Origin of the sequence: Pseudomonas sp. B21-056, assembly GCF_026016325.1 — a bacterium.
Taxonomy (GTDB): Bacteria; Pseudomonadota; Gammaproteobacteria; order Pseudomonadales; family Pseudomonadaceae; genus Aquipseudomonas.
Map to the genome: position 1 here is coordinate 3,793,615 of NZ_CP087203.1, position 25,249 is coordinate 3,818,863.

Annotated in this window: 19 protein-coding genes; 9 read left to right on the forward strand and 10 right to left on the reverse strand. The window is 60.9% G+C overall.

What is annotated here, in order from left to right; translation table 11 throughout:
- Window positions 1–67: 67 nt before the first annotated feature.
- The 6 genes from LOY67_RS15935 to LOY67_RS15960 form a co-directional block, all read right to left on the reverse strand.
- Window positions 68–697: a response regulator gene (locus LOY67_RS15935; RefSeq protein WP_265063408.1), complete on the reverse strand. Its 630-nt coding sequence runs from the start codon at window positions 695–697 to the stop codon at window positions 68–70.
- Window positions 694–4,041 carry a PAS domain S-box protein gene (locus LOY67_RS15940; RefSeq protein ID WP_265063409.1) on the reverse strand — a complete coding sequence of 1,116 codons (3,348 nt, stop codon included), beginning with the start codon at window positions 4,039–4,041 and terminating at the stop codon, window positions 694–696. Before LOY67_RS15940 ends, LOY67_RS15935 begins: the two co-directional genes overlap by 4 nt.
- A 277-nt stretch (window positions 4,042–4,318) precedes the next feature.
- On the reverse strand, window positions 4,319–5,590 hold the full coding sequence (locus LOY67_RS15945; protein WP_265063410.1) for a sensor domain-containing diguanylate cyclase: 1,272 nt from the start codon (window positions 5,588–5,590) through the stop codon (window positions 4,319–4,321).
- Window positions 5,591–5,594: 4 nt separating this feature from the next.
- Window positions 5,595–6,131 (reverse strand): YfiR family protein, encoded by a 537-nt coding sequence (locus tag LOY67_RS15950; RefSeq protein ID WP_265063411.1) that lies wholly within the window; start codon window positions 6,129–6,131, stop codon window positions 5,595–5,597.
- Window positions 6,128–8,002 (reverse strand): TonB-dependent receptor plug domain-containing protein, encoded by a 1,875-nt coding sequence (locus tag LOY67_RS15955; RefSeq protein WP_265063412.1) that lies wholly within the window; start codon window positions 8,000–8,002, stop codon window positions 6,128–6,130. Before LOY67_RS15955 ends, LOY67_RS15950 begins: the two co-directional genes overlap by 4 nt.
- 352 nt (window positions 8,003–8,354) lie before the next feature.
- Window positions 8,355–9,992, reverse strand: coding sequence for a methyl-accepting chemotaxis protein (locus tag LOY67_RS15960; protein WP_413776220.1), 1,638 nt, complete (start codon window positions 9,990–9,992; stop codon window positions 8,355–8,357).
- A gap of 401 nt (window positions 9,993–10,393) precedes the next feature.
- Here LOY67_RS15960 and LOY67_RS15965 point away from each other — a divergent pair, with 401 nt between their 5' ends.
- The 7 genes from LOY67_RS15965 (at window position 10,394) to LOY67_RS15995 (ending at window position 18,822) form a co-directional block, all read left to right on the forward strand.
- On the forward strand, window positions 10,394–11,164 hold the full coding sequence (locus tag LOY67_RS15965) for a substrate-binding periplasmic protein (RefSeq protein ID WP_265063414.1): 771 nt from the start codon (window positions 10,394–10,396) through the stop codon (window positions 11,162–11,164).
- 1 nt (window position 11,165) lies between these two features.
- Window positions 11,166–12,506, forward strand: a complete 1,341-nt coding sequence (locus LOY67_RS15970; protein ID WP_265063415.1) for a GGDEF domain-containing protein — start codon at window positions 11,166–11,168, stop codon at window positions 12,504–12,506.
- A gap of 16 nt (window positions 12,507–12,522) precedes the next feature.
- Window positions 12,523–13,257, forward strand: coding sequence for an ABC transporter substrate-binding protein (locus tag LOY67_RS15975; RefSeq protein WP_265063416.1), 735 nt, complete (start codon window positions 12,523–12,525; stop codon window positions 13,255–13,257).
- A 225-nt stretch (window positions 13,258–13,482) separates the two neighbouring features.
- The gene (locus tag LOY67_RS15980; RefSeq protein ID WP_265063417.1) at window positions 13,483–15,189 is read left to right on the forward strand and encodes a molecular chaperone HscC; all 1,707 of its coding nucleotides are present in this window, start codon (window positions 13,483–13,485) and stop codon (window positions 15,187–15,189) included.
- A complete protein-coding gene (locus LOY67_RS15985) occupies window positions 15,186–16,847 on the forward strand; it encodes a J domain-containing protein (protein ID WP_265063418.1) in 1,662 nt (553 codons plus the stop codon). Before LOY67_RS15980 ends, LOY67_RS15985 begins: the two co-directional genes overlap by 4 nt.
- On the forward strand, window positions 16,844–17,791 hold the full coding sequence (locus LOY67_RS15990; protein WP_265063419.1) for a YiiG family protein: 948 nt from the start codon (window positions 16,844–16,846) through the stop codon (window positions 17,789–17,791). The genes LOY67_RS15985 and LOY67_RS15990 overlap by 4 nt, the downstream gene beginning before the upstream one ends.
- Window positions 17,792–17,931: 140 nt before the next feature.
- The gene (locus tag LOY67_RS15995; protein WP_265063420.1) at window positions 17,932–18,822 is read left to right on the forward strand and encodes an AraC family transcriptional regulator; all 891 of its coding nucleotides are present in this window, start codon (window positions 17,932–17,934) and stop codon (window positions 18,820–18,822) included.
- A 756-nt stretch (window positions 18,823–19,578) separates the two neighbouring features.
- Here LOY67_RS15995 and LOY67_RS16000 read toward each other — a convergent pair.
- From LOY67_RS16000 to LOY67_RS16015, 4 genes are all read right to left on the reverse strand, one after another.
- Entirely contained in the window at window positions 19,579–20,202 is a 624-nt protein-coding gene (locus LOY67_RS16000; protein ID WP_265063421.1) for an SMI1/KNR4 family protein, read from the reverse strand.
- Window positions 20,203–20,254: 52 nt separating this feature from the next.
- Window positions 20,255–20,884 carry a helix-turn-helix domain-containing protein gene (locus tag LOY67_RS16005; RefSeq protein WP_265063422.1) on the reverse strand — a complete coding sequence of 210 codons (630 nt, stop codon included), beginning with the start codon at window positions 20,882–20,884 and terminating at the stop codon, window positions 20,255–20,257.
- Window positions 20,881–21,213, reverse strand: coding sequence for a type II toxin-antitoxin system HigB family toxin (locus LOY67_RS16010; protein WP_024780344.1), 333 nt, complete (start codon window positions 21,211–21,213; stop codon window positions 20,881–20,883). The genes LOY67_RS16005 and LOY67_RS16010 overlap by 4 nt, the downstream gene beginning before the upstream one ends.
- Before the next feature lie 77 nt (window positions 21,214–21,290).
- Window positions 21,291–22,490, reverse strand: a complete 1,200-nt coding sequence (locus LOY67_RS16015) for a XylR family transcriptional regulator (protein ID WP_265063423.1) — start codon at window positions 22,488–22,490, stop codon at window positions 21,291–21,293.
- Window positions 22,491–22,641: 151 nt separating this feature from the next.
- Between LOY67_RS16015 and xylA the strand changes: the two genes are divergently transcribed.
- Complete coding sequence (gene xylA / locus LOY67_RS16020; RefSeq protein WP_265063424.1) at window positions 22,642–23,958, forward strand: xylose isomerase; 1,317 nt, start codon at window positions 22,642–22,644, stop codon at window positions 23,956–23,958.
- Window positions 23,959–24,105: 147 nt separating this feature from the next.
- A complete protein-coding gene (xylF, locus tag LOY67_RS16025) occupies window positions 24,106–25,107 on the forward strand; it encodes a D-xylose ABC transporter substrate-binding protein (RefSeq protein ID WP_265063425.1) in 1,002 nt (333 codons plus the stop codon).
- The last annotated feature ends 142 nt before the right edge of the window (window positions 25,108–25,249 follow it).

A 25,249-nucleotide genomic window follows, 5' to 3' on the forward strand; every position in this document is an offset into this window, starting at 1 on the left:
CGCCTACCCTGATAGGAATTGCCCTACCCCTGATCCACAGGGGCACGGCATGAAGCTCAGTGTTTGCTCAGAGCAGCCGCTGGCTCATCGCGTAGCGGACGATATCGGCCGTACTGGTGAAGCCCATCTTTTCCATCAGCCGGGCCTTGTGGGTACTGACAGTCTTGTGGCTGATGGCCAACTCCGTGGCGATCTGCGAGACGCTGAAGCCCTTGGCGAGCTGGCGCATGACCTGCAATTCCCGATCGGTGAGCCCATCATGTTGATTGCACGGACCCAGGCCGCTGGCGGCAAAAGCCATCTGTTCAGCCAGGCCGGCGTCAATATAGCGCCCGCCCGCCGCTACACGGCGAACGGCCGCCAGCAGCGCCTCGGGGTCGCTGTCCTTCGTCAGGTAACCCGATGCACCCGCCCTGAACGCACGCTGGGCGATCTGCACTTCGTTGTGCATGCTCAGCACCAGGATCGGCAGTTGTGGATAGTGGCTACGGACCCGCGCCACCAGATCGTCGCCGCAGATGCCGGGCATGCTCATGTCGAGCAGCAGCAGGTCGATGTCACTCTGGCGTAGTTGTTCGAGCAATGCGGCACCGTTTTCCGCCTCGGCGGCGACACGCAGGTCGCCGGCCAACGCAAACAGCTGTTTCAGACCTTCGCGCATGATGGCGTGATCGTCGGCAATCATCATTCGAATCATAAGGGCGCTGGACCTGCTTGAAAGGGAATGTTCACCCGCACGCGTGTACCCTGCCCGGGTGTGCTATCAATCGTAACCGTACCGCCAAACATGTGGCCGCGCTCACGCATACCGAGCATCCCCAGCGTACCTTTGGGCAACTGCCTGGGGTCGAAGCCTTTGCCGTTATCACACACTTCAATCAGGAGGCGCTCGGCATCGTGCTGGAGATGAATGCTCACCCGACTGGCCCAAGCATGCCGGCTGACATTGGTCAGGGACTCCTGGATCACCCGAAAAATCGCGGTGGCGCGTTCATCATCGAGCAGCAGTCGAGTCGGCGGCGCGCTCAGCCGGCAGTCGATACCGGTGTTCTGGCTGAACTCGGAAACCAGCCATTCCAGCGCCGAAGTCAGGCCCATGTTCAGCGCCGAAGGTCGCAGACTGGTAGCGACGTTGCGCACCACCTGGATGATTTCATCGACCCGGATCATTAGCGCCTGGACCCGATCCACCAGCAGCGGCTGCTCGGCACCGAATTGCAGGCGCAGCAAGGAAATGCCCATGCGCAAGGCAGAAAGCTGTTGACCCAGTTCGTCATGGATTTCCCGGGCGATATGCTTGCGCTCTTCCTCACGGGTGCTTTCGCGGTGACTGGAGAGCAGGCGTAGTTGTGTATGGGAATCCTTCAAGCGTCGTTCGGCGGCACGCTTGGCACTGACGTCGCGGCCCACAGTGAGAATGCTGACGAGCCTGCCGGACTGATCGCATTCGGGCACCAGTCGGACCTGATAGCAGGCGGCTTCCGTGCCTTGGGCAACCGCCGCATCCAGGATAAATTCCGCTTCGCTGGCTTCGCCGGTTCGGATGATGTGTTCGAGCTTGCGCTGGAACGATCGCGCAGCCCGGGAAAGCGGCGAGACCTCGCTGGGCGTCTTGGCGAGCAGATGCATCTGCGACCGACCCAGCATCTGCTGTGCCGCCGGGTTGGCATAGAGAAAGCGACACTGTGGATCGAAACGGGCAATGACATCCGGGGTGTTTTCCACCAGGGCGCGAAATTCCTGTTCGCGGGTATGCAGGATACGCTCCGCGCGCTTGCGTTCGGTGATGTTGCGACAGATACCGACAATCCGTTGAACGCGCCCAATGACGGAACGTATCGGAATCAACGTCAGATGAAAAACCTCGAGCCCGCTGGACAGCTCGAACTCGACTTCCTCATCAATCGCAACACCGCTCTCCACGCATCGACGATACCGTGCGATGGACGCAGCGGCGGCACACGGTGAAAGCGATTGTTCGATCGTCTTGCCGACCAGCTCAGCGCGCTCGCGGTCCAACCTGCGTTCCAGGACCGGGTTGACTTCGATGATGCGGAAGCTGTCCTTTGCGGCGACCTCCAGCAAGAACATGCTATCCGGTGAGTTGTCGAAAATCTCCCGGTAACGTTGTTCGCTCTCGAGGAGCAGGCGCTCATGGTGTTTCAGCGCAGTGATGTTGTAGCCCTTGGCGAGGACGCTGACAACCGCGCCTTGCGCACCCCGCTCGGCGATCATTTGTATGGCGTGCACAGCGACTTCCCCATCCCCGCCGCTCGGCCACTCGAGCACGGTTTCCACCGGTTCCCCGGTGGCTATCACCTGGCGCAGTAACGCCTGGTACTGCGCCACCGGCATGTTCGCGGTCCAGCGCTCCTCAAGGGGCATTTGCAACGCACGGGCGGCCGGTATACCGGTCCCTCGTTCGAAGGCCGGGTTGACATAGGTACGTCGGCAGTCGAGATCGTAGCGGATGATCAGGTTCAGCGAGTTCTCCGCCAGCGCACGGAACTGCTGCTCGCTGGTCAGCAGCCTCGTCTCCATCCGCTTGCTCTCGCTGATATCGCGACTGATGCCGACAATGCGATAGATGTTGCCCTGTTCGTCGCGTACCGGAACGAAGGTCGAATGGAGGGCGATGCGCCCAGCCGGCAGGTCGAGTTCAGCCTCACGCTCGGTGACTTCGCCAAGGGCCAGGCAATTCATGAGCTCCGCCATGACCCGGCTACCCGCCTCCGGCACCACATCGCCAAGACAGCGACCGATCAACTGATGGCGATCCAGCCCTGACGAGCGTTCGAAGGCAGCGTTGACCTCGATATAACGAAACTGATTGTTCTGCACCACCTCCAGCAGATAGAGGCAGTCCGATGAATTGTCGAAAACCTCCCGATAGCGTCTTTCGCTTTCTTGCCGGGCAGCCTGCAAGCGCCGCCGTTCCGAGATGTCACGGGCCAGTTCCAGGCTGTAGCTTTGACCGTCGATTTCAAGGTAGGCAACGCTGATTTCCACCGGAAAGACATGGCCGTCCCGGCCCTGGTGACGACTCTCGATGATTTGCGGCGGATGCTCTGGCGCGTCGTTCCAGTCAGCCAGTATCTGCTCGTTGGTCCAGTCCGGATCTATTTCCTCCAGCGTCATGCCCAGCAGTTCGGCGCGGCTGAACCCCAGGCTGCGACAAGCTTCGTCATTGACGTAGCGCAAGCGCGCCTGACGGTCGATCAGGAACGCTGCCTCGTGCACATGGCTGAGGGCGAAATCCAACAGGGACAGGCGTTCCTCGCTTTCCAGCAAGGCCTGCTCCATACGTTTGCGCTCGCTGATGTCCAGCAGGAAACCGAACCAGATAATCGAACCGTCCGCCTCCAGCGTCGGTCGGGACCGCCCTTCGAGCCAGATTTCGCCCTTGACCGGATGGTGCACCCGGTATTCACACTGCCAGGGAGACAGCGTCCGCGCCGATGCGTCGATCGACGCCTGGACCCGGGCGACATCCTCGGGGTGAATGCGCTCGAACAGGATCGTCGCGTCGCGCATCAGCTCGTCCGGGGTCACGCCATAATACTCTTCGTAACCCGGCGATGCCCAAGGCATGGAAACGTCGCCATCAGGGCTCAAGCGAAAGATGCCAATGATGCCTGGCGCGGTCTCCACGATACGTTGCAGCCACTGATTCTGCTCCATGGACCTGCCCAGGCTCTGGGGAACTTCAAGCGGGACGATTTCAGCGAGCAACACCTCGTCGACGACGGTCAGCCGGCTGCGTCCGACCAACAGCCCCCCGTCCTTGTGGCGATAGCGCAGGTCAACGGACCGGTCAGCGAACCAGGTCGACAAGTCCGGCCCATGCATGGTTTGCAAGCGCTCGCCTTCAGTGCCATGGAGCAACCCTTGAAAGTGGCTACCGGTCAGTTCCGACCCGGCATAGCCAAACAGCTCGGCAAAGGCGCCATTGACCTTCAATATCCGGCCCTGGCCATCCAACAGGACCAAGGCGCAGGACACCATGTCGAAGGTGGCTTCGAACAGTCGGGGGTGCACCATCCTTGGGCTTGAAGCGTCCGTTTCCATAGAGAGCATCATCTGTGTTCGCTCATCATTGCTTATGGAGCAAGGGACTTGTCGGCGACTCGATTGCTGGCGACGCAAGTGGGTACAACAATAGTCGGACGATTATGCTGCATCGATGGGGCTTTTGTCATAAGACCTAAGGCGAAGGGAGGGGGAATGCCGATGAAGGGATAGACGATGTCGGTCAAGGCACAAAACCTGTGGGAACGAGCTTGCTCCCACAAGGTTGTCGCTTGATCCTCGACCAGCATCACGGCTGGTCGTTTTCCGCTTCCGGCTCGTACAAGTGGTAGTTGTTCTTGCCGCTGCCTTTGGCGCGATACATGGCACTGTCTGCATTGCGTAACAAGCTGGCCGTGTCCGATGCATGGTCAGGACACAGGCTGATACCCAGGCTCGCGCCAACATTGATCTCCCGGCCGCCGATATTGAAAGGACTGGACAGCGCGCTGACGATATTGGCGGCAACCCGCTTGACCTGGTCGGCGCCGGGACCGTTTTCCAGGATGATCGCAAATTCGTCACCGCCAATCCGGCACACCACGTCATTGCTGCGCAAGGTGTCGCGCAGACGCTCGGCAACGAGGATCAGCAACTGGTCGCCAGTCTCGTGACCGAGGGTGTCGTTGACGATCTTGAAGTCATCGAGGTCGATGAACATGACCGCGCAAGAGCTGCCGTAGCGCAGCGCCCCCATCACTGCCGCCTCGAGTTTTTCCTTGAAGTAGTGCCGGTTGTACAGGCCGGTGATCGGATCGTGATAGGCCAACTGATTGAGCTGCTGTTCGGCCAGCCGACGCTGCTGCAACTCGGCGCTGATCCTTTCATCGTGACGCTCGAGCTGCACCATCATGTCGTTGAAGCTGCGAGCCAGACGCCCGGTCTCATCGTTGCCGTATACCGTGGCCCGCAGGCTGAAGTCCTGCTCGGAGCGCACCTGCTCGGTCAGGTGTACCAGATTCAGCAACGGCCGCACGATGCCTGACGCGATCCGACGCGAAAAAACCAGGGACAGGGACAGCGCCACGATGGCCGCAAAAGCGCCGAACATGGCTTGTAACGCCAGGCGATGGTAGAGGGACGCCAGGCTCGCGTGCACCGCAATATTGCCGATGAACTGTCCATGAAGCTCCACCGGCAGGCGGACCAATAACGAACACCAGCCAATATTTTCGGCGCCGGTGTGATTCTCGCCCGGCTCCACCGGCTCGCGCTGATAGACCGCCAGTTCCTGCCCATTGGGCAGCACGAACGCCGCCCAGGTGATGTCCGGAATGTGCTTGAGGGAAGCCAGTGTTTCATAGGCTTCATCAGCGTCGCCGAACATGATCGCCGCCGCGCCATTGCTGCCGACCACCAGGGCATGGGCCCGCATCTCCTCGACCAGTGCCCGGCGCTGCATGACCAGTTGATAAGCCAGCAGTGTGACCAACAGGAGCATGATCGCCGCGGTCGTCAACAAAAAGCCCGTCTGGGTGAGCTTGTCCCGCAGCGGTCGGTCCTTGAAAGGTATACGAGGCATAGACCTAGGACCTGTAGGCCACGAAACTGGCGAGCTTGAGCAGCCGCGAGCTGAAATTGAGGTGCGCGCGCTGCGCCGCGATCAGGTTGATGTCGAAGACGATGCGCTGCTCCTGTCGTCGCATCTCGATCATCACGCCCCGGTCGGCAAAGCCCGCCGCGTCGGTGATGGTCAGCACCGGCGTCGTGGCAAGCTGGTTCAACAACGCATCGAGAGACCGACGGTTGTGCTCGTCGATATAAAGCACCTGGCAGCCGGTAAGCGGGTCGTTGGGCAACACCCAGCGCATGCGGATCGGCAGGCCATTCTGGACACGCTTGCCTTGCAGGCGGACGAGTTCCGCGTCCAGTTGCGTGCTACCGAGCACGCACAACTGGAAATCGGCGGCAGGCAATGTCGGCCACTGGGCAAACAGGGCGAAGTTGTACAGGTAGGCCGCCTTCATGGCGCGCTCGTCCACCCCCTCGACATCGGCTCTCACCATGTGACTGGACAGGCACAGGGTGATGAGGGCAAGTATGTGGAGGGCGGCGGTCTTCATTCGAACGCGTACCCCAGGGTGAGCCAAACGCTACGCTCGCCGCGCTCGGACAATGCAGCATCGTTCTCGAGTTCGAAGAGCGCGGCATCCTTGTAGCGGCGGTCGAAGAGATTGCGCACGGCGGCAGTGACACTCACACCCGGCACGATACCCTGGCTCGTGAAGGTGAGATCGGTTATCGCGTAGCCCGCGGCGCTGGTCTCGGGGCCCACCAGGCGCTGGCCCACGTAGCGGGCTGCCAGGCTTGCTCGCAAGCGCTCGCCAACCACAGGCATCGACACCTGCAGCTTGGTCAGGTTACGCGGTGAATTGATCAACTCGCGACCCAGGTCGTCCTCCGAGTGCTGCCAGGTGTGGCTGCCCCGTAGCTCAACATCCCCCAGTTGCCATTGCGCCTCCAGTTCGGTACCCCGGGTGTCGATCCACTCCAGCACCGGCTCGCCGAAACGCCTGATCGGATCGTCGATGCGGTAGCGATAGGAGGTGCTGAGCAGACGAAAATCACCCTGACGATAATCAGCCACGAACTCGGTGGTAGTCACCCGCTCCGACTCGACGCTGGGGAGTTCGCTGAAGGTGACCTCGTTGCGGCTTGCGAAGCGGGTAGCACTGCCATGGGACAGCGACAGGCTGGTGTGTGCCAGGCCGGTATAGACCAGCGCGGTCCGCGGATTGGTGCGCGTCTGCGAGTTTTCGGCACTGCGTTGGTCGGCCCGCAGGCCCAGGTTCAGGCTCAGGTCCTGATGCAGCGCGATCTCATCCTGGGCATACAGGCTGAAGGTCTGGGACGAGCTCCAGGTGTGATGTTCAAAATGCTCATCACGTCGGGGGAAATACCGGCGTATCTGCTGGTCCTGTTGATAGTCGTCGCGATACTCGCTGCCCAGCACCAGGCGGTGCCCACTGAAGGCAACGCTGCTGAGGGTTCCCTCCAGATCCCACCAACGACCATCGGCAGTGATGTCCTCAGTGAAGCGGCGTCCATCGTCAATGGGTTCGCGATAGGCATAGCGATAAGCGTAACCACCATGGGAGAGCCGAACGGAGGTGCGGAAGCTGCCGAAGTCGGCATCGTGGCCGAGCTTCAGGAAGTCGTTCTGATCGGAAAAGTTCAGATCGGCCCCCAGCGGGATCGTCAGCTCTTGCTGCTTACGCTCGACAAAGGCTCCCTCGACACTCCAGGCGCCTTGCGAGCCTTTGACAAACAGACGATGCGCGCCCATGTCATCACGAAGAACATCCTCGGTGAGCTGGATGTCCGGCAGGTCGGCCTGGGATGCCGAGGCCGAAACCAGCCATTCCGCACCGTTGTCCAGCCGCGTGCCCCAACTGGTGCGGACCTTGCGATCACCGCTCGAGCCAGTGGTCATGGCAACCTGGCCGCCCTCCAGATCGCGCCCCCTGAGTGTCACGACATTGATTACGCCGAGGAACGCACCATTGCCGTACAGCGCCGATCCCGGGCCCGGCGCATACTCGACCCGCTCGATCATCTCGGTGTCGAGCAAGCCGTCCTCGCCGAGATAGAGCTGGTTGAAAATGTTGTCGGCGACAGGCTGGCCATCGATCCGCAGCATGACACGCCCGGCGTAATCGCCTGGCGCCCCGTAGCCGCGACCACCCAGATAGTAGTAGGCCCCGTCAAAGCCGACATTCAGGCCGCGCATGTTGTTCAGGATCTCGCCAAGGGTCCTGTAGCCGAAACGGCGTATGTCCTCGGCGGTGATGACCGAGACGGCCGACGGTGCGTCGGTGAGTTGCTGGGAAAACTCAGCCGCGCCGACGACCTTGGTTTCGAGCAACTGCTCGAAGGGCACACTGGTCAGGTCCTGGGCGACCGCCACCTGTGACACCAGCCATAGACCCGACACGCAGAGCGATCCACGCAAGCCCTGCAATGCAGGCCGGGATGACGGCGGATCGTGGAGTGGCGATGGCATGTCTGGGCTTGACTCTCTCGGCCTTGGCGCTGAAGTCTCGGTGTGCGGATCGATCCTGCTTCAGGGAAGGCCGATGTCACGGATGTTTGTCTTTTGCGGTGAAAGTGCGCGGCGCGACTGATGACTCACAGCACAGCGCTCGGCAAAAGAGATGGTGGCAGACTGCCTTGTTTTGGAGTGAAGCACCATCGGCCCAAGCCTATATTGGCCTGGGCCGACACCTAACTTGCGTAGGGGGAAGCCTACAAGGATCGGGTGGCGTGGCGAGGAACCCATGCAGTGATCATGTCGAGAACTTCGACACCGTGTCCCGCAACCCTTGGGAAAGCTTCGACAGCTCGCCGCTGGCGACATTGGAGTGTCCGGCTTCTTCGGCAGACTGCATGGACAACTGACGGATATTGATCAGATTGAGATCGACTTCGCGCGCTACCTGCGCCTGCTGCTCGGCAGCGCTGGCAATAAGCCTGTTGCGATCGGAGATCAATTCCACCGCCTGGGCAATGTCATCCAGGGCAGCACCCGCAGAGCCGGCCGTCGACAGCGTACTTTGCGCACGCACGGTACATTCGGCCATCGAATGGGTTGCACCATCGACACTGGATTGGATGCCCGAAATCATGGCTTCGATTTCGACGGTTGACTGTTGAGTCCTGTGCGCCAATGCGCGCACTTCGTCCGCCACCACGGCAAAACCACGACCGCTTTCCCCCGCCCGCGCCGCTTCGATAGCAGCGTTAAGCGCCAGCAGGTTGGTTTGTTCGGCGATATTGCGAATCACATCCAGTACCCGGCCAACTTCCCGGCTTTTATCCGCCAGCCCCACGACCAACACCGAAGTCCGGTCCAACTCATCGGCCATGTTCTGGATCGCACCGACTGTTGCCTGCACACGCTCCCGACCCTGCTGGGAAGATCGACTTGCCATGATCGAAGCGTCTGAAGCTGACGCCGCGTTCTTCGCGACATCGTCGACGACCGCACTCATCTGGTTAACCGCCGTAGCGGCCTGGATGACCTCTTCGCTCTGCTTATGCATGTGCGCCGTACTCTTTTCGGTCACCGCCTGCATCTGCCCGGCGGAAGTCGCAACTTTATCTGCAGTGTCCGAGATAAGCCTGATAGTGCCACCCAGGCTGGATTGCATGCCGACCAGGGCATTGAGCAGGTCGGCCAGTTCGTCCTTGCCGGTGAACGTGACCACACCGGTCAAGTTGCCGGCGGCGATGTCCTGAGCCAACCGGGAAGCCTGCCGGACCGGCTGCGTAATGCTGCGGGTCAGCAGCCAGGCCATGACGCCACTCACGACGATGATCCCGAGGGCAAGCAACCCCATGAGCTGGTTAAAAGTCGCCGCGACACTCTGTGCCTGAGCCGCCGCACTCTTGTTCAACCGCTCTTCCAGATCGATCAACTGGTTGATCGACTTCAACCATCCGACAAATGCGGGGCGGGCTTCACCCAACAGAAGCGCCAACGCCTGGGGCGCCTGCCCGGACATTCGCAGGTTGATGACTTTTTCGACCAGCGGCAGGGTCTTCGCCTGATCGCTTTCAATCGCTGAAAGCGCCTGTCGCTCTTCGGCGGTGATATCCGACCGGGTCGAGAACATCTTGTTTATACCGATGCTTGCCTCGGCATAGTTCGCGGCCAGCGTTTTCATTTTCTCGATTTCAGGAGGAATCTCCTGGACATTCTCGATCAACAGGATATCCCGCAGAACGATCGAACGATCATGCACGCTGCCGCGAAAATTCACCGCATAGCGGGTCTTGACGTTATTGACGTCATTGATTGTCGTCAGAATGTTTTTAATTTCACTCACCCGACTCATCGCGAGCAAGATGGAAACAATCGCCAGGACCAAGACAAAGGAAAACCCAAGGCCCAACTTTTTCCCGACACCAAACCTTGAACCCATATACACCTCAAGAAACATGTAATAAGCCACGACAACCCGTCCTTATATATAGACCGGGCAACTTTTGGAGCGTAGTACAGGCAGAAGGATCGGGAATGAGACAACGCAAGGCTCAAGCGTATTCCACCTTTGACTCCCGCGCCCTGCTATGGGGGGGCAGAAATCGCCAGACTGTGATCAATACTGCAAATTGAGCAAGAGACTGACAATCATCCCATGCTGATTTTCAATAAGTATCAGGACTACCGCGCACAGGCATTCCCCTACTATGAGTGCACGCCTCAAAGTCCTGATCCTGCAGCGACGAGCGACACTCAAGCCTGAGGCAATCCAGCCGATAACTATCGAGTAGAGGACTTTCCGGCCCACCGTCTCCTGCCGGTTTCATAGAGTATTTATCGATGGTTCTGTCGCTTGACCGCTTGCTGGTGTTCGGCGTTCTGATGCTCCTGGCTGCAAGCGGATTCTCGCCGAATGCCGCGGCAGAGCCTGCGCTGCGCATCGTTACGGAAGAACTGCCACCCTACAACATGACGCAGAATGGACGGATGACCGGCATGAGCACCGAGGTCGTCCAGGCCGTGCTCAAGGAAATCAACGTACAGGCGCCGATCCAGTCCATGCCTTGGGCACGGGCCTACGAGTTGGCGCTCAACGACAGTAATGTGCTGATCTACTCCATCGCCCGTACTCCTGAGCGCGAATCGCTGTTCCAGTGGGTGGGGGCCATTGCCCCCACCCACTGGTACCTGTATTCGCTGGCTGACCGACCGGTAAAACTCAACTCGCTGGACGAAGCCCGCGCCTACCAGATCGCTACCGTTAACCAGGACGTGGGCGAGCAGTACCTGATCTCGAAGGGTTTTCGCGTAGGCGAACAATTGCAGTCAAGCACCAAGTACGAGCACAACTACCGCAAGCTCAAGGTCGACCATGTGGAAATGTGGATTTCCAACGAGCTCAACGCACAGTACCTGGTTCGCCAGAACGGCGAAGACCCGGCCAAGGTGCTGGTTCGTTCACTGCCGATTTCCGACTTGAGCAGCGATGAAGCGCTGAGCATGGCGTTCAGTCGCAGGACACCGGTCGAAACGGTGGAGAAATTCCGCGCCGGTCTGGAAGCCATCCGCCGCAACGGCGTCTACGATGCCATTCTGCGCAAATGGCTGTGACATGGCGCGCAACTCCGAGACCCCATCCACCCAACCACAGATCAAGGCGTTCAGCTCGCTAGGGCGGCGCCTGGTACTCGCGACATTGCTGTTCTGCCTGCTGTTTACCCTGGCAATGGTCACATTGCGTACCTGGCTCGCCTGGGAAAACAACCTGACGGAAATGAATTCGGAACTGGTCCTGATCGACCAGGTGTTCCAGAACACCTTGTCCCATGCCATCTGGGAGCTGGACCGGGAATCCCTGGGCAAACAACTCTCCAGCGTCGCAAAAGCCGCGCCGGTGGGCCGCGTGGTGCTCAAGATCCTGCGGCCCGGCCAATCGCCCGAGATCATCGAACTCAATCGCTACACCGTCGTCATGTCCGGTCCGGCGCCGGTGCTGCATCGTGAACTCGTCGCCCAGCCCTACGAAGGCGCCAACGAAAAGGTCGGCGAACTGATCATCGAGGGCGATAACAACCTGCTGTGGGAGCGGCTCTGGGGTGAAGCCCGCAGCATCGTCATCACCCAGGTGATCCAGTCGTTGTTGCTGGCCGGATTGGTGATGACCATGTTCAACCGCCTGGTGACCGTACACGTCATCCATATCGCCCGGCACCTGGGCCAACTCACGCCGCAGACCCTCAGGCAGCACTTCAAGCTGCAGCGCTCGGTGCGTCGCCAGGACGAACTGAGCCTGCTCGAATCCCAGGTCAACGAACTCCAGGACAACCTCCACACTCACCTGGAACGCCAGCGCCTGGATGAACTGGCCATGGAGGCCAGTCGTGATCAACTGGCCGAGCTGGTCGAGGCGCGCACCGCCGAACTCAAGGCGGCCAACCAGGCGCTCGAGGCCCTGTCACGTCACGACGCGTTGACCGGGCTGCCCAACCGCCGCTATTTCGATGAGCTGAAGGAAGTCGAGTTTCGCCGTGCCCTTCGCCATAAAACCCCACTGTCGGTGCTCATGTGCGACGTCGACTTCTTCAAGGTCTACAACGACACCTACGGCCATATCCAGGGCGATCAATGCTTACAGCAAATCGCCGAGACCCTGCGCGGCGTCTTCGGCCGCTCTGGCGAACTGACCGCCCGGCTCGGTGGCGAAGAGTTCGTCGTGGTGCTGCCCAACATCAACGCGGAACAGGCCTACGACGCCGCCCAACGGGTTCGTGCCAGCCTGGCCAGGCGCGAACTGCCCCATAGCGGCTCGGCGGTGTCGCCCTTCGTCACCGTGAGCATCGGCGTTGCCGAGCTGGACCCGCAGGCCATGGATCACTTCGACCTGCTGCTGCAACGCGCCGACCAGGCGTTGTACCGGGCCAAACATCAAGGACGCAATCGCGTTGCCCTCTAACATCAGTGAGGCCTGTATGCACTACCGCCTGACGTTCTGCTTATGTTTGTTCGCGGCCTTGACCAGCCTGCACAGTCACGCCGAGGGGATCGAAGTGGTCACCGAGGACTCGCTGTACGCGTACCCGCGCGAAGGCAAGGTCGTCGGGCCCGGCACCCACGTCGTCGAGGAAACCCTGAACAAAGCCGGGCTGACCGATCACCATATCCTGCTGTACCCCTGGGCCCGGGCTTACGATAAGGCCCTGCACGAGCCCAATGTGCTGATCTACCCCATGGACCGCACGGTGCTGCGCGAGTCGTTGTTCAAGTGGGTGGGCGAGCTGGAACGGGTGACCATCAAGCTCTACAAGCTGCGCGAGCGCCGCGACATCACCCTGGGCAACCTTGAGGATGCCAAGCTCTACACCGTGGGCGTGGTGCGTAACGACTCCAAGCAGTTGCTCATGCAACAGCAGGGGTTTACCCGGCTGGTGGTCTCGGCGGACCGTCGCGATAACTTCCAGAAACTGCTCAACCACCAGGTCCAGCTCTTGCCGATGCCGGAAAACGCCGCGCGGATCATCTGCGACGAAGAGCATGTGGCGTTCGCCGACCTGGAGGAGGTCTACTCCTTCGATGACCGCCCTGCCCGCGTCTTCATGGCCTTCAGCTTGAGCACGCCGGATGAGACCGTCGCCCGGGCCCAGCGCGCTTTCGAGCAGTTGGAAGCTTCGGGGGAAGTGGCGCGGATCATGCGCGAGGAGCGTTAAAGCCCCGTGGGAGCGAGCCTGCTCGCGATAGCGGTAGATCTGCTGGCCTTGATGTTGGATCGACTGACGTCATCGCGAGCAGGCTCGCTCCCACAGGGTTCTGGCTGGACTAACATCAGGTCAGCCCCCCAAAGGTTTCCACCATTTCGCCGCTACAGGTCTGATACGCTAGCTGCCCCGCACGCAACGCCATCGCCAAGCAACGACTAAGGAGAGTTGACGGACATGATTGTCGGCATTGACCTGGGCACCACCCATAGCCTGATCGCAGCATGGCGCGATGGCGCCGCACAGCTGGTACCCAATGCACTCGGCGAGTGGCTGACCCCCAGTGTGGTAGGCCTGGACGAGGAAGGTCGGATGATGGTCGGCCGCGCGGCGCTGGAACGGCTGCAAACCCACCCACAGGTCACGACCTCGCTGTTCAAGCGCTACATGGGCAGCGCCCGCCTCACCACGCTCGGCAACCGCCAGTTCCGCGCCGAGGAGCTGTCGGCCATGGTCCTGCGCAGCCTGCGCGAGGACGCCGAGCGGCATTTCGGCGAGCCGGTCGAGGAAGCCGTCATCAGCGTCCCGGCCTATTTCAGCGATGCCCAGCGCAAAGCCACGCGCATCGCCGGTGAGCTGGCCGGGCTCAAGGTCGAACGACTGATCAACGAACCCACCGCCGCCGCCCTCGCCTATGGGTTGCACCAGCGCGACAACGCCAGCACGTTCCTGGTCTTCGACCTCGGCGGCGGGACCTTCGACGTGTCCATCCTGGAGCTGTTCGAAGGCGTGATGGAAGTACGGGCCAGTGCCGGCGACAACTACCTTGGCGGCGAAGACTTCGACACGTTGCTGCTCCAGGCTTTCGTGGCCGCCCAGGCGGGCTCTGCCGCCGGCCCGGTGCCCCTGGACGATGCGCAACTGTTCAGCCGCTTGCGCCGCGAGGCCGAGCGCGTGCGTAAAGCCCTGGGTCATGAGCCGAGCGCCACATTCTCGGTGCGCCACGGGGATCGCGAATGGCGCCACGAATACACCCAGGCGGCAATGGCCGAACTTTACGCCCCGCTGCTCACTCGACTTCGCGCCCCCATCGAAACGGCCCTGCGCGACGCACGCATCCGCGCCAGTGAGCTGGACGAAGTCTTGTTGGTCGGCGGCACCACCCGCATGCCGCTGGTTCGCAAGCTGACGGCCAGCCTGTTCGGACGTTTCCCGTCGATCCAGCTCAACCCTGACGAAGCCGTGGCCTTGGGTGCCGCCGTGCAGGCTGGGCTGAAAAGCCGCGACGCAGCGCTCGAGGAAGTGGTGCTCACCGATGTCTGCCCGTATTCGATGGGTATCGAGATTTCGGTCGAGTACGGCAACAAGCTTGAAACCGGTCACTACCTGCCGATCATCGAGCGCAACTGCGTGGTGCCGGTGAGCAAGGTCAAGCGTGTGGTGACCCTGCGTGACCAGCAAAAGGTCGTCCTGCTGAAGGTGTATCAGGGCGAGAGCCGCCAGGTCAGCGAAAACATTCTCCTGGGCGAGCTGGAAATACCCGTGCCGCCCATGCCCGCGGGGGAAGTGAGTATCGACGTGCGCTTCACTTATGACACCAACGGCCTGCTGGAAGCCGATGCGCAGACCGTCCAGACCGGGGAACGGCGCAATCTGGTGATCGCCAACAACGCCGGCGTGCTCAACGACGAGGAAATCGCCCAACGCCTCAAGGCCTTGGAGTCGCTGAAGATCCATCCCCGTGACGAGCAACCCAACACCTTGTTGATCGCACGACTTGAACGCCTCTATCAGGAAAGCCGTGGTGAGCTGCGCCATCAGGTCGATGACCTGGCCACGCGTTTTGCGCAGATGCTCGACACCCAGGAACTGCACGACATCCGCGCCCTGCGGATGCAGATCTCCGAGCAGCTCGAAGCTTTGGAGCAGGATGTCTGGCGATGAGTTGCTGGGAGATATTGGGGCTGCCGACCGATGCCGACAAGCGCAGCGTCAAGCGCCAGTATGCAAGCCTGCTCAAGCGCCATCGGCCTGACGAAGACCCCGAGGGCTTCCAGCGGTTGCGTGAGGCTTATGAGCAGGCGTTGGAGTGGAGCGAATGGCAGCAGCAGGAGGAGATAGGTGTCGAACCACTGCCCTTCGATGTGCCCCAGTGGGAGCCTCCGTCACAGCCACTTGAGACACAGGGTCCCTCCCCGGCCCAGCGCCTGGCTGTGCAATGCCTTGAAGCGATCACGGCGGCCAACCTCGCCGAGCGTCTGGCCCAGGCGCGCCTCTATGGATGCGAGCGGGAATTCGAACAGGGCTTGCTGCAGCGTTGCTTGGTCGACGAGGATAACTACGATCTCGCCGAGGCCGCCATTGAACAACTGCACTGGTTGACGCCCTGGCAACACGAGGATCTGCCCCGTGCCGCCATCGAACACCTGCGCGGCAGGCTCATGGAGCTGGCCGGGGCTCACCTGAATGCGGCTTGCACCGACACCGGACGCTTCCTCGAATTGGCTCGAAAACTGGCTGCCAGCCCTTGGCTACAGGGCCTGGACGCACGCCAATGGTTGAACCAGAGCCTGGCCATCGCGCTCCTGCAAGTACCGGGCTGGTCTGAGCAACTGTTCGTCGGCATTTGTGCGCAACAGGGCTGGAAGCAGACCGGTCACCATAACGCCTGCCCCGAGCCTTGGTGGAGTCAACTTCAGGCGCGCAGCCATTGCGACATGTTCCTCAAACAGCAACGGCGCCTCACCGAACTCTTCGACAGTAGCGAGTCCCAGGCGGCGCGCATGCTCTTTGGAACACTCGACGAAGACGCCCGGGTGCGCTTGAGCATGACGTTCAGTGACGCAGACTGGGAGGCTTGCGAAGCGCTGTATCTCACCGTTCAGATTCGCTACCCACAATTGCTGTACCAGATGCCTCAGTTGGCCCCGGACAACTGGCGGCCGCTGCGGCGACGAGCACCGGTCCTGGCCGTGCCGCTGGCGATCCTCAGCACGTCCGCCTGCATGAGCTGGTTCCTGGAATACCGCCTGGGCGGTTCGTTCTATACCAGCGTGGTCGACATGCTCCTTCGCACGCTGTCGCTCGGCATCATCGCCTGGGGACTCCGCACAGTCTGCAAACCGCTGAGCCGCATCGCCTGGCGCCTGGACCGCAAGATTCACGCACGCTTGGGCCACTGGCTGAGCCTGCGACGACCCGCCCCGCTGCCGATCCGCGACAGCCTTTGGGTCGGGCTGCTGGGCGGCGTCATCTACCTGGCGGGCGGTATTCTCGGGGCAGTGGCCTACTTCAATAGCCTCGCCGTACTGGCGGCCCTGAGCGGGAAAGCCGTCTGCGATCGTTGCACCTCTTTTCTTTCCCGAATTTGTGAACGGGTGCCCAGAGACGTCCTCATCGGCGTATTCCTGGGCATGCTCGTGCCCATGGCCCTGCTGTGCAACGCCTTGGCTGGAAACGCGCCGCTGGCCGCGAACGAAGGATTGCAGTCCTGGCCCCAGCGAACCTGTGCCGCCCGCCAGCTCACCGCGTCACCCTGCCCGTCCAAACTGTCCGCAGACCAGTGGCATGCGTTCAAGGCATCCAAGGCAGGTCAACCATGATCAGCAGCCGAGCGTTCGCCACTGCCGTGATAGTGCTGTTGAGCCTGGGCTGGCTGGTCAAACAGATAGATCCGGCGCATATCGACAATGAGACCCGCTCGCGCTGGCTGGAAGTCCAGCAAATAAACACCTGCCTGGTGGATGGCGCGGACCTGCTGGAACAGCGCTACACCGATTACCGCAACCTCGTTGCTCAATCCCGGGAAAACAATTCGTTCTGGAGGAGCTTTGTCGGCTTTGGCATGGGCTCCGCCAACATCAATCCGCCGAAGGCTGTACAGCCCTCGCCCTGCTATCCATGGTTCGGTGGCGAACCGGGTAGCCTGCAATACCTTGCCAAAAATTACCTCAGGGCCTATGACAACCTGCGTCCAAAGGCTGAAGCCGCCGAACGCTGGTTCGCAACTCGAGCGCAAGACCAGCCTCCCTTTGACCCCATAGGACGGACCTTGGAGCTGCAATTGCAAGGCACCCGCGACCAGGCGATACCTTTGCGCCAAGCTCTGGAGCATCCGCAAATACTCGTTCGCGAGGAGCAACTGGCCTCCATCGAAGAGCGCCTGGGACACGACCAGCATTGGTACACGCTGCGCTTCATGATCCGCGCACGCCAGACCATCAATGCCCTTGACGCGATGACCAACGGCGCATCACTGACGCCCCAACAGTTGTTCGCCATGCATCAATCCCTGGCAACCCATTGGTCGGATGCAGATAACTTCGTACGGGCGCTGCCCCGTTTACGTTCGGCCAATGGTGGCCCACCCGTCTGGAGCAAAATCAGCCTGACGGCCGAGGAATGGCTTGCCGCCCTCGATCGCCTGCAACAGCACTGGGCTTCTGGAGCCGACGCGGCGGAGCTGAATCAGGACCTGGCCGCAGCCCGGGCCGGTTATGACGAGTTGCAGTCGCGGTACAACTTGGCGGTGGCGAAGCAGTATTGATTCTGTGTTTGGGCTGCTGCGCAGCCCAGCGGGAGCAAGCTCCCTCGCCACGTTCGCAAGCTTGAGCAAGTACGGCTAGGCGGACGCCCATCGGCATCACCGATCCTATCGCTCAACGTCCTTCCAGGAGCTTTTGCCCGGTGCCCGCCCAATCGACCAATGCTGCCTACATAAAGCGATTCAACAGCGTACTCGCTTACATCGACGCCCACCTCGAGGATGAACTGTCGGTGAACACGCTGAGCCAGGTGGCGAACTTCTCGGCGTTTCACTTCCATCGGCAGTTCACCGCGTACATGGGCGTGCCTGTCGCACGTTATGTGCAACTGATGCGCCTTCGTCGTGCGGCCAATCGCCTGGCATCGCATGCCGATTATGCGGTGCTGGAAGCGGCCTTCGATGCCGGCTTCGAAAGCCCCGAGGCATTCAGCAGGGCCTTCAAGCGGGCGTTCGGCGTGGCGCCGAGTACATTCAGGCAGCAACCGAGCTGGCAGGTCTGGAATGCGGCGTTTGAAATCCCCCACTTTTCCAGGAGCGTCATCATGCAATTACACATCGTGGACTTTCCCGAAGTCAGGGTCGCCGCACTCGAACATCGCGGTCCGACACAGCTTCTCGATGAAAGCGTGCGCAACTTCATCCAGTGGCGCATGCAGAGCGGACAATCGCCGGTGGCATCGAGCCGCACCTTTGGCATTCCCTTTACCAACCCCGATACCACGCCGCCGGAAGAGTTTCGCTTTGCCATTTGCGGTGAGATCCACCAGGCCGTCACACCGAACACCTTCGGCATACGCGAAGCCCTGATCGCCGGCGGCCGCTGCGCCGTGGTGCGACACGTGGGCTCGACGGATCTCATCAGCGAGAGCATCTACCCGATCTACCGCGACTGGCTCCCGAACAGTGGAGAAGAGCTTCGTGACCAGCCGCTGTTCTTTCACTACCTGAGCGTTTACCCGGAGACGCCGAAGGACCAGTGGCAGACGGACATTTATGTGCCGTTGCAATCGCCGCCAACTCAATTGCGATGAGCAACTGCCAGGCGTGGCACATTCAAGATTGATGCAGGCTGACCCACCGCTATCGCGAGCAGGCTCGCCCCCATAGGGGACTTGTGGCGTACATCGAACCCATGAACGCCCGAGCAAAGTGTGGGAGCGAGCCTGCTCGCGATGGCGGTGGTACATCCCATATCGATGCAAGTTGACCCACCGCTATCGCGAGCAGGCTCGCTCCCACAGGGGACTTATGGCGTACATCGAACCCGTGAACGCCCGAAAAAAGTGTGGGAGCGAGCCTGCTCGCGATGGCGGTGGTACATCCCATATCGATGCAAGTTGACCCACCGCTATCGCGAGCAGGCTCGCTCCCACAGGGGATTTGTGGCGTACATCGAACCCGTGAACGCCCGAAAAAAGTGTGGGAGCGAGCCTGCTCGCGATGGCGGTGGTACATCCCATATCGATGCAAGTTGACCCACCGCTATCGCGAGCAAGCTCGCTCCCACCGGGGACTTGTGGCGTACATCGAACCCGTGAACGCCCGAGCAAAGTGTGGGAGCGAGCCTGCTCGCGATGGCGGTGGTACATCCCATATCGATGCAAGTTGACCCACCGCTATCGCGAGCAGGCTCGCTCCCACAGGGGACTTATGGCGTACATCGAACCCGTGAACGCCCGAAAAAAGTGTGGGAGCGAGCCTGCTCGCGATGGCGGTGGTACATCCCATATCGATGCAAGTTGACCCACCGCTATCGCGAGCAGGCTCGCACACAGGGGACTTGGGCCTCAGATCGGCCTGTCCACAACCCTTGCATTCCACTGCTCCCGGTAACGCTCCCGCCATCCCGAGCTGCCTTTATCCAGCCACTCCAATGTCGCCTCGATACTGCCAGGGCTGATGATGAAGTGATTGATATGCTCCTCGATCCGCTCGTGCGATAGATGCAGCGAATCCAGGTAGCCGGTGAAGGAATCCGCCAGCACGACGTACTCATCGCCTTGCTGGCGGCGGCCGGTCCAGGCGGGTAAGCCTGCGACCATCGCCCCCACATCCTGGCGCCCCTCCCGCAGGTCCAGGAGCAACAGGCTTGCGCCACCATCGCGACCGATTGGCAGCAGTCCGGTCGCGGGGAAGCCGGGTTCCACCCGCAGTTGCTCCAGCTCAAAAGGGTTGGACTCGTGTTCTTTTTCCGGATCCAGCCCATACAGCGAAAAGCTCAGCAGTTCCTCATCGCCATTGGCCAAGGTGGCGACGACATCGTATTCCACGCAAGCGCCGTTGCAGGTCTTGAGAAACTGCCGGTAGTCCTCCGGCAGGCAGGCGCCAAGGCTGGTTTCCAGTTGCGAGATGGCGCGATCCGTGGCGCCTGCACGGGTTCGTTCGAGGATCAATCCGTGGTATTCAGTCATTGAGGTCTCACAGGGGCGTTGTGTGGAGGTGGCACTCGCACTGAACAGACCACTAGGCCGGGTCCTTGCCTGTCGGCTTGCGCTTCCTGGAAGCGGTCACCTTGTACTCAGCGGTACCTGGCTCTGTTGCCGAATGTGCGGCCAGCGGCTCGGCGCGAAGGCGGTACGTCGCGGGTTTCCTGGTCGCAGGGCGAGCGGTTTCAATGGGGGTCGCCTTTATCGGGGCTGCCGACAGGAAAGCACCCGGCTCCATCGCAAACCGCTGTGCCAGCGCATACGCCATCTTGTGACTGATGGGACGATCTCCGCTCAGCACCTTGGACACCGCCGTCTTGTCACCAATTTCAGGGAGGTCCGAACCGGTGAGCCCGAGCGTCTCCATCAGGTCCCTGATCAATTGCACGGGGGTACACGTTGCTTCAAAAGCGGCGTTGGCTTCGCGAAACTGGTCGGAGTCGCGCTGGTAGGCCAGGATTTCGTCTTCGAGCTCGACGAGGATCTTTTCCTCGACCTTGCTCAGTTCACGTCCATCGGTGAGTTCATCGAGCAGATCGGTCGCACGCTCATACTCGACAGGCGTCCTGATGCCATGCACGAACTCACCGCGCAGACGCTCCAGCACCGCGTGCAGCTCGCCAAGCGTTGCGATCACGGTCTGAAAGTCATTCCGGACTGTGCTCATCGTTTTACTCCTTTGTTTCTTGCATACCAGACGTTGGCAACGTCGTAATCGGCATGTGTGCAGATGTGTTTGACGTAGAATTTCTGGCGGATGTAGTGGACACCCCCTATCACCCTGAGATTGTTGCCACCTACGTCAATCACGACCCAATTCGCTGTGGCTCTCGGCTTGAACAGGTCGATACCGTGGGTACCGAACAGTTTCTGCAGGTCCGCGAATGCTGTCGGACGGGCCATCTTCAGCATGCGCCGGCAGCGATCGAGCCCGGCCTTGTCGTTCGGGTACAAAATGGCGGCGGCGTCAAAACGTGATGGCTTGAGTATATCCATGGGCTTCCCTGTCCTTGAGCCGGATGCTACTCCAGTTGTGTTTTTTCACAACCGGAATTTTTCGGCAATGGTGAAGTTCAAAGGGCGCGCCCCGGAGAAGGGTCGCGCTCCTCCTGCTGATACTGCCTCGGTGTGCACCCAAACTCCCGACGAAATACTGTGTGCAGATATTGCGCCGACTTGAAGCCGCAATTGCGGGCAATGTCAGCAATCGCCAAATCCGTCTTCTGCAACCCACTGGCAGCCGCCGCCAACCTGAACCGCAAGATCTCATCATGCACGCTGCATCCCCGCTCCTTGCGAAAATGCGCTTCCAGCGATGACCGCGACACCCCCACATACCCCGCCACCTGCGCAGTCTTGATGCCCTGGCAAGCGTATTGGCGGATGAACAGCAGCGCCTGCATGACATAGGGATTACCCAACGGTTGATGCAGGCTCGAGGCCTGTACGTTGATCGCGTCGGGGGGAATCAGTACCTGGGTGCCCGTCGATGGCATGCCGTGCAGCATCTGGTGGAGCAGGCGCGCGGCGGTGCGGCCCATGGTTTCGGTGCCCTGGATCACCGAGCTCAGGGGCACTCGGGTCAGGCAGCGGGTCAGCGGATCGTTGTCGATGCCGATCAGCGCCACTTGCTCCGGCACGGCGATGCCGGCGGTCAGGCAGGCTTGCAGCAGTTGTCGGGCGCGGGCATCGCTGACGGCGATGATGCCGATGGGCTTGGGCAGGCTTTGCAACCAGGCGATCTGCTGTTCGACGGCGCTGTCCCAGAGCGGCGCGCTGGTGCCCATGCCGCGATAGACCTCGGCCGGCAGGCCATCGCGCTGCACCAACGAACGGAAGGCTTTTTCCCGCTCCTGGGCCCAGCGGTTGGCCTGTGCTTCGGGCAGGCTGAAGCAGGCAAAGCGCGTGAGGCCGGCCTCGATCAAGTGCTCGTAGGCCAGCTTCATCAACGCGAAATTGTCGGTGGCGACATAGGGAATGCCTTTGGGATAGGCGCGCTCATCCTGATAAGAACCGCCCACCGCCACCACGGGCAAGCGGATTCCGGCCAACGCCTCGCCGATCAGCGGGTCGTCGAAGTCGGCGATGATCCCGTCACCCTGCCAGCGCTCGATCCCCTTCAGCCGGCAGAGGAAGTCCTCCTCCAGAAAGAGGTCCCAGGATGCACGGGTGCTGCTCAGGTAGTTGCCGATACCGCTGATGATGCCGCGGTCGTAGATCTTGCTGCCGTTGAACAACAGCGCGATGCGGTGGACGGGGGGGATGGTTTTCATTGTTTTCACCCTGGGCCGGTGAACACAGACTAGGCGCGCGAACGTCGAAGCTCAATACAAAATCGAACTGCCCCCTGGTGATTTTCATAATCATCGCTCGCAGGGCCAGCGTTAGTATCGAGACACCACCAAGAATAAAAAGGAAATCGCCATGCCGTACTTTCCCGGTGTCGACAAGATTCGCTACGAAGGCCCCGCCAGCGACTCGCCCCTTGCCTTCCGCCACTACGACGCCGACAAGCTCGTCCTCGGCAAACCCATGCGCGAGCACCTGCGCATGGCGGTCTGCTACTGGCATACGTTCGTCTGGCCGGGCTCCGATGTGTTCGGTGCCGGCACGTTCAAGCGCCCCTGGCAACACGCCGGTGACCCGATGGAGTTGGCCATCGGCAAGGCCGAAGCAGCCTTCGAATTCTTCTCCAAACTGGGCGTCGACTATTACTGCTTCCACGACACCGATGTCGCCCCGGAAGGCAGCTCGCTGAAGGAATACCGCAACCACTTCGCACTGATGATCGACCACCTGGAACGCCATCAGGAACAGACCGGGATCAAGCTGCTGTGGGGCACCGCCAACTGCTTCAGCAACCCGCGCTTCGCCGCCGGCGCCGCCACCAACCCGGACCCGGAAGTGTTCGCCTGTGCCGCCGCCCAGGTGTTCAGCGCGATGAATGCCACCTTGCGCCTCAAGGGCGCCAACTACGTCCTGTGGGGTGGTCGTGAAGGTTACGAAACCCTGCTCAATACCGATCTGAAGCGCGAGCGCGAACAACTGGGCCGCTTCATGGGCATGGTGGTCGAGCACAAGCACAAGATCGGTTTCAAGGGCGACCTGCTGATCGAGCCCAAGCCCCAGGAGCCGACCAAGCACCAATACGATTACGACAGCGCCACGGTCTTCGGCTTCCTGCAGCAGTTCGGCCTGGAAAACGAGATCAAGGTCAACATCGAGGCCAACCACGCGACCCTGGCCGGGCACAGTTTTCATCACGAGATCGCCACCGCCACCTCGCTGGGGATCTTCGGCAGCATCGACGCCAACCGTGGCGATCCGCAGAACGGCTGGGACACCGACCAGTTCCCCAACAGCGTCGAGGAAATGACCCTCGCCACCTACGAAATCCTCAAGGCCGGCGGCTTCAAGAATGGCGGGTTCAACTTCGACGCCAAGGTTCGTCGCCAGAGCGTGGACGAGCTCGATCTGTTCCACGGCCATGTTGCAGCGATGGACGTCCTGGCCCTGTCCCTGGAGCGCGCAGCCGCCATGGTACAGAACGACCGGCTCCAGCAATTCAAGGACCAACGCTACGCCGGCTGGCAGCAGCCGTTCGGTCAAGCGGTGCTGGCGGGCAAGTTCAGCCTCGCCTCGCTGGCCGAGCATGCCTTCGTCAACGAGCTGAATCCGCAAGCGGTCAGCGGCCGGCAGGAGATGCTCGAAGGCGTCGTCAATCGGTTCATCTACCCCTGACCCAGTCGAGTTAGCCGGCGCAGCGAGGCTGTTACATTCTCGCGACAAAACTCTGCCCGCAGCGCCTCGCGACTCTCTACAGTTCTACCGGCATCACGCTCATCGTCAGGCAGTGTCTTTCAAACAAAAATAAAAGGACGCACCACAATGAAAAATGTAAAACGCACGTTACTCGCCAGCGCCCTGGCCCTGCTGTCGCTTCCGGTCATGGCCGATGCTGCGCACCCGAAGATCGGTTTTTCCATCGACGACCTGCGCCTGGAACGCTGGTCCCGGGACCGTGATTACTTCGTTGCGGCGGCAGAAAAAATGGACGCCAAGGTCTTCGTGCAATCCGCCGATGCCAACGAGCAGAAGCAGATTTCCCAGATCGAAAACCTCATCTCCCGCGGCGTCGATGTGATCGTCATCGTGCCGTTCAACGCCACCGTGTTGACCAACGCCGTCGCCGAAGCGAAGAAGGCCGGGATCAAGGTGGTGTCCTATGACCGGCTGATCCTGAACGCCGACATCGACGCCTACATCTCCTTCGATAATGAAAAGGTCGGCGAAATGCAGGCCAGCGGCGTGCTGAAAGCCGCGCCCAAGGGCAACTATTTCCTGCTGGGCGGCGCCCCTACCGACAACAACGCCAAGGTGTTGCGCGAAGGCCAGATGAAGGTGCTGCAGCCGGCCATCGACAAGGGTGATATCAAGATCGTCGGCCAACAGTGGGTGAAGGAGTGGAACCCTACCGAAGCCTTGAGCATTGTTGAAAACGCCCTGACCCGGAACAACAACAAGATCGACGGCATCGTCGCCTCCAACGACGCCACCGCAGGCGGCGCGATCCAGGCCCTGGCGGCGCAGAAAATGGCCGGCAAGGTGCCGATCTCAGGCCAGGACGCCGACCTGGCAGCGGTCAAGCGGGTGATCGATGGCACTCAGACCATGACGGTCTACAAGCCCCTGAAGCTGATCGCCTCCGAAGCCGCCAAGCTCTCGGTGCAACTGGCCCGTAACGAGAAACCTTCCTTCAGCTCGCAGTACGACAACGGCAGCAAGAAAGTCGACACCATCCTGCTCACCCCGACCCCGTTGACCAAGGACAACATCGATTTGCTGGAAAAAGACGGCTTCTATAGCAAGGCGCAGATCGCCGGGCAATAAGCTGAACACCACCGGTCAGTCAAACACAGTCCCTGTGGGAGCGAGCCTGCTCGCGATGGCGGCAGCACATTCAACATTGGTGCACGCTGAACCACCGCGATCGCGAGCAGGCTCGCTCCCACAGGGAATTGACCGGCAAGCT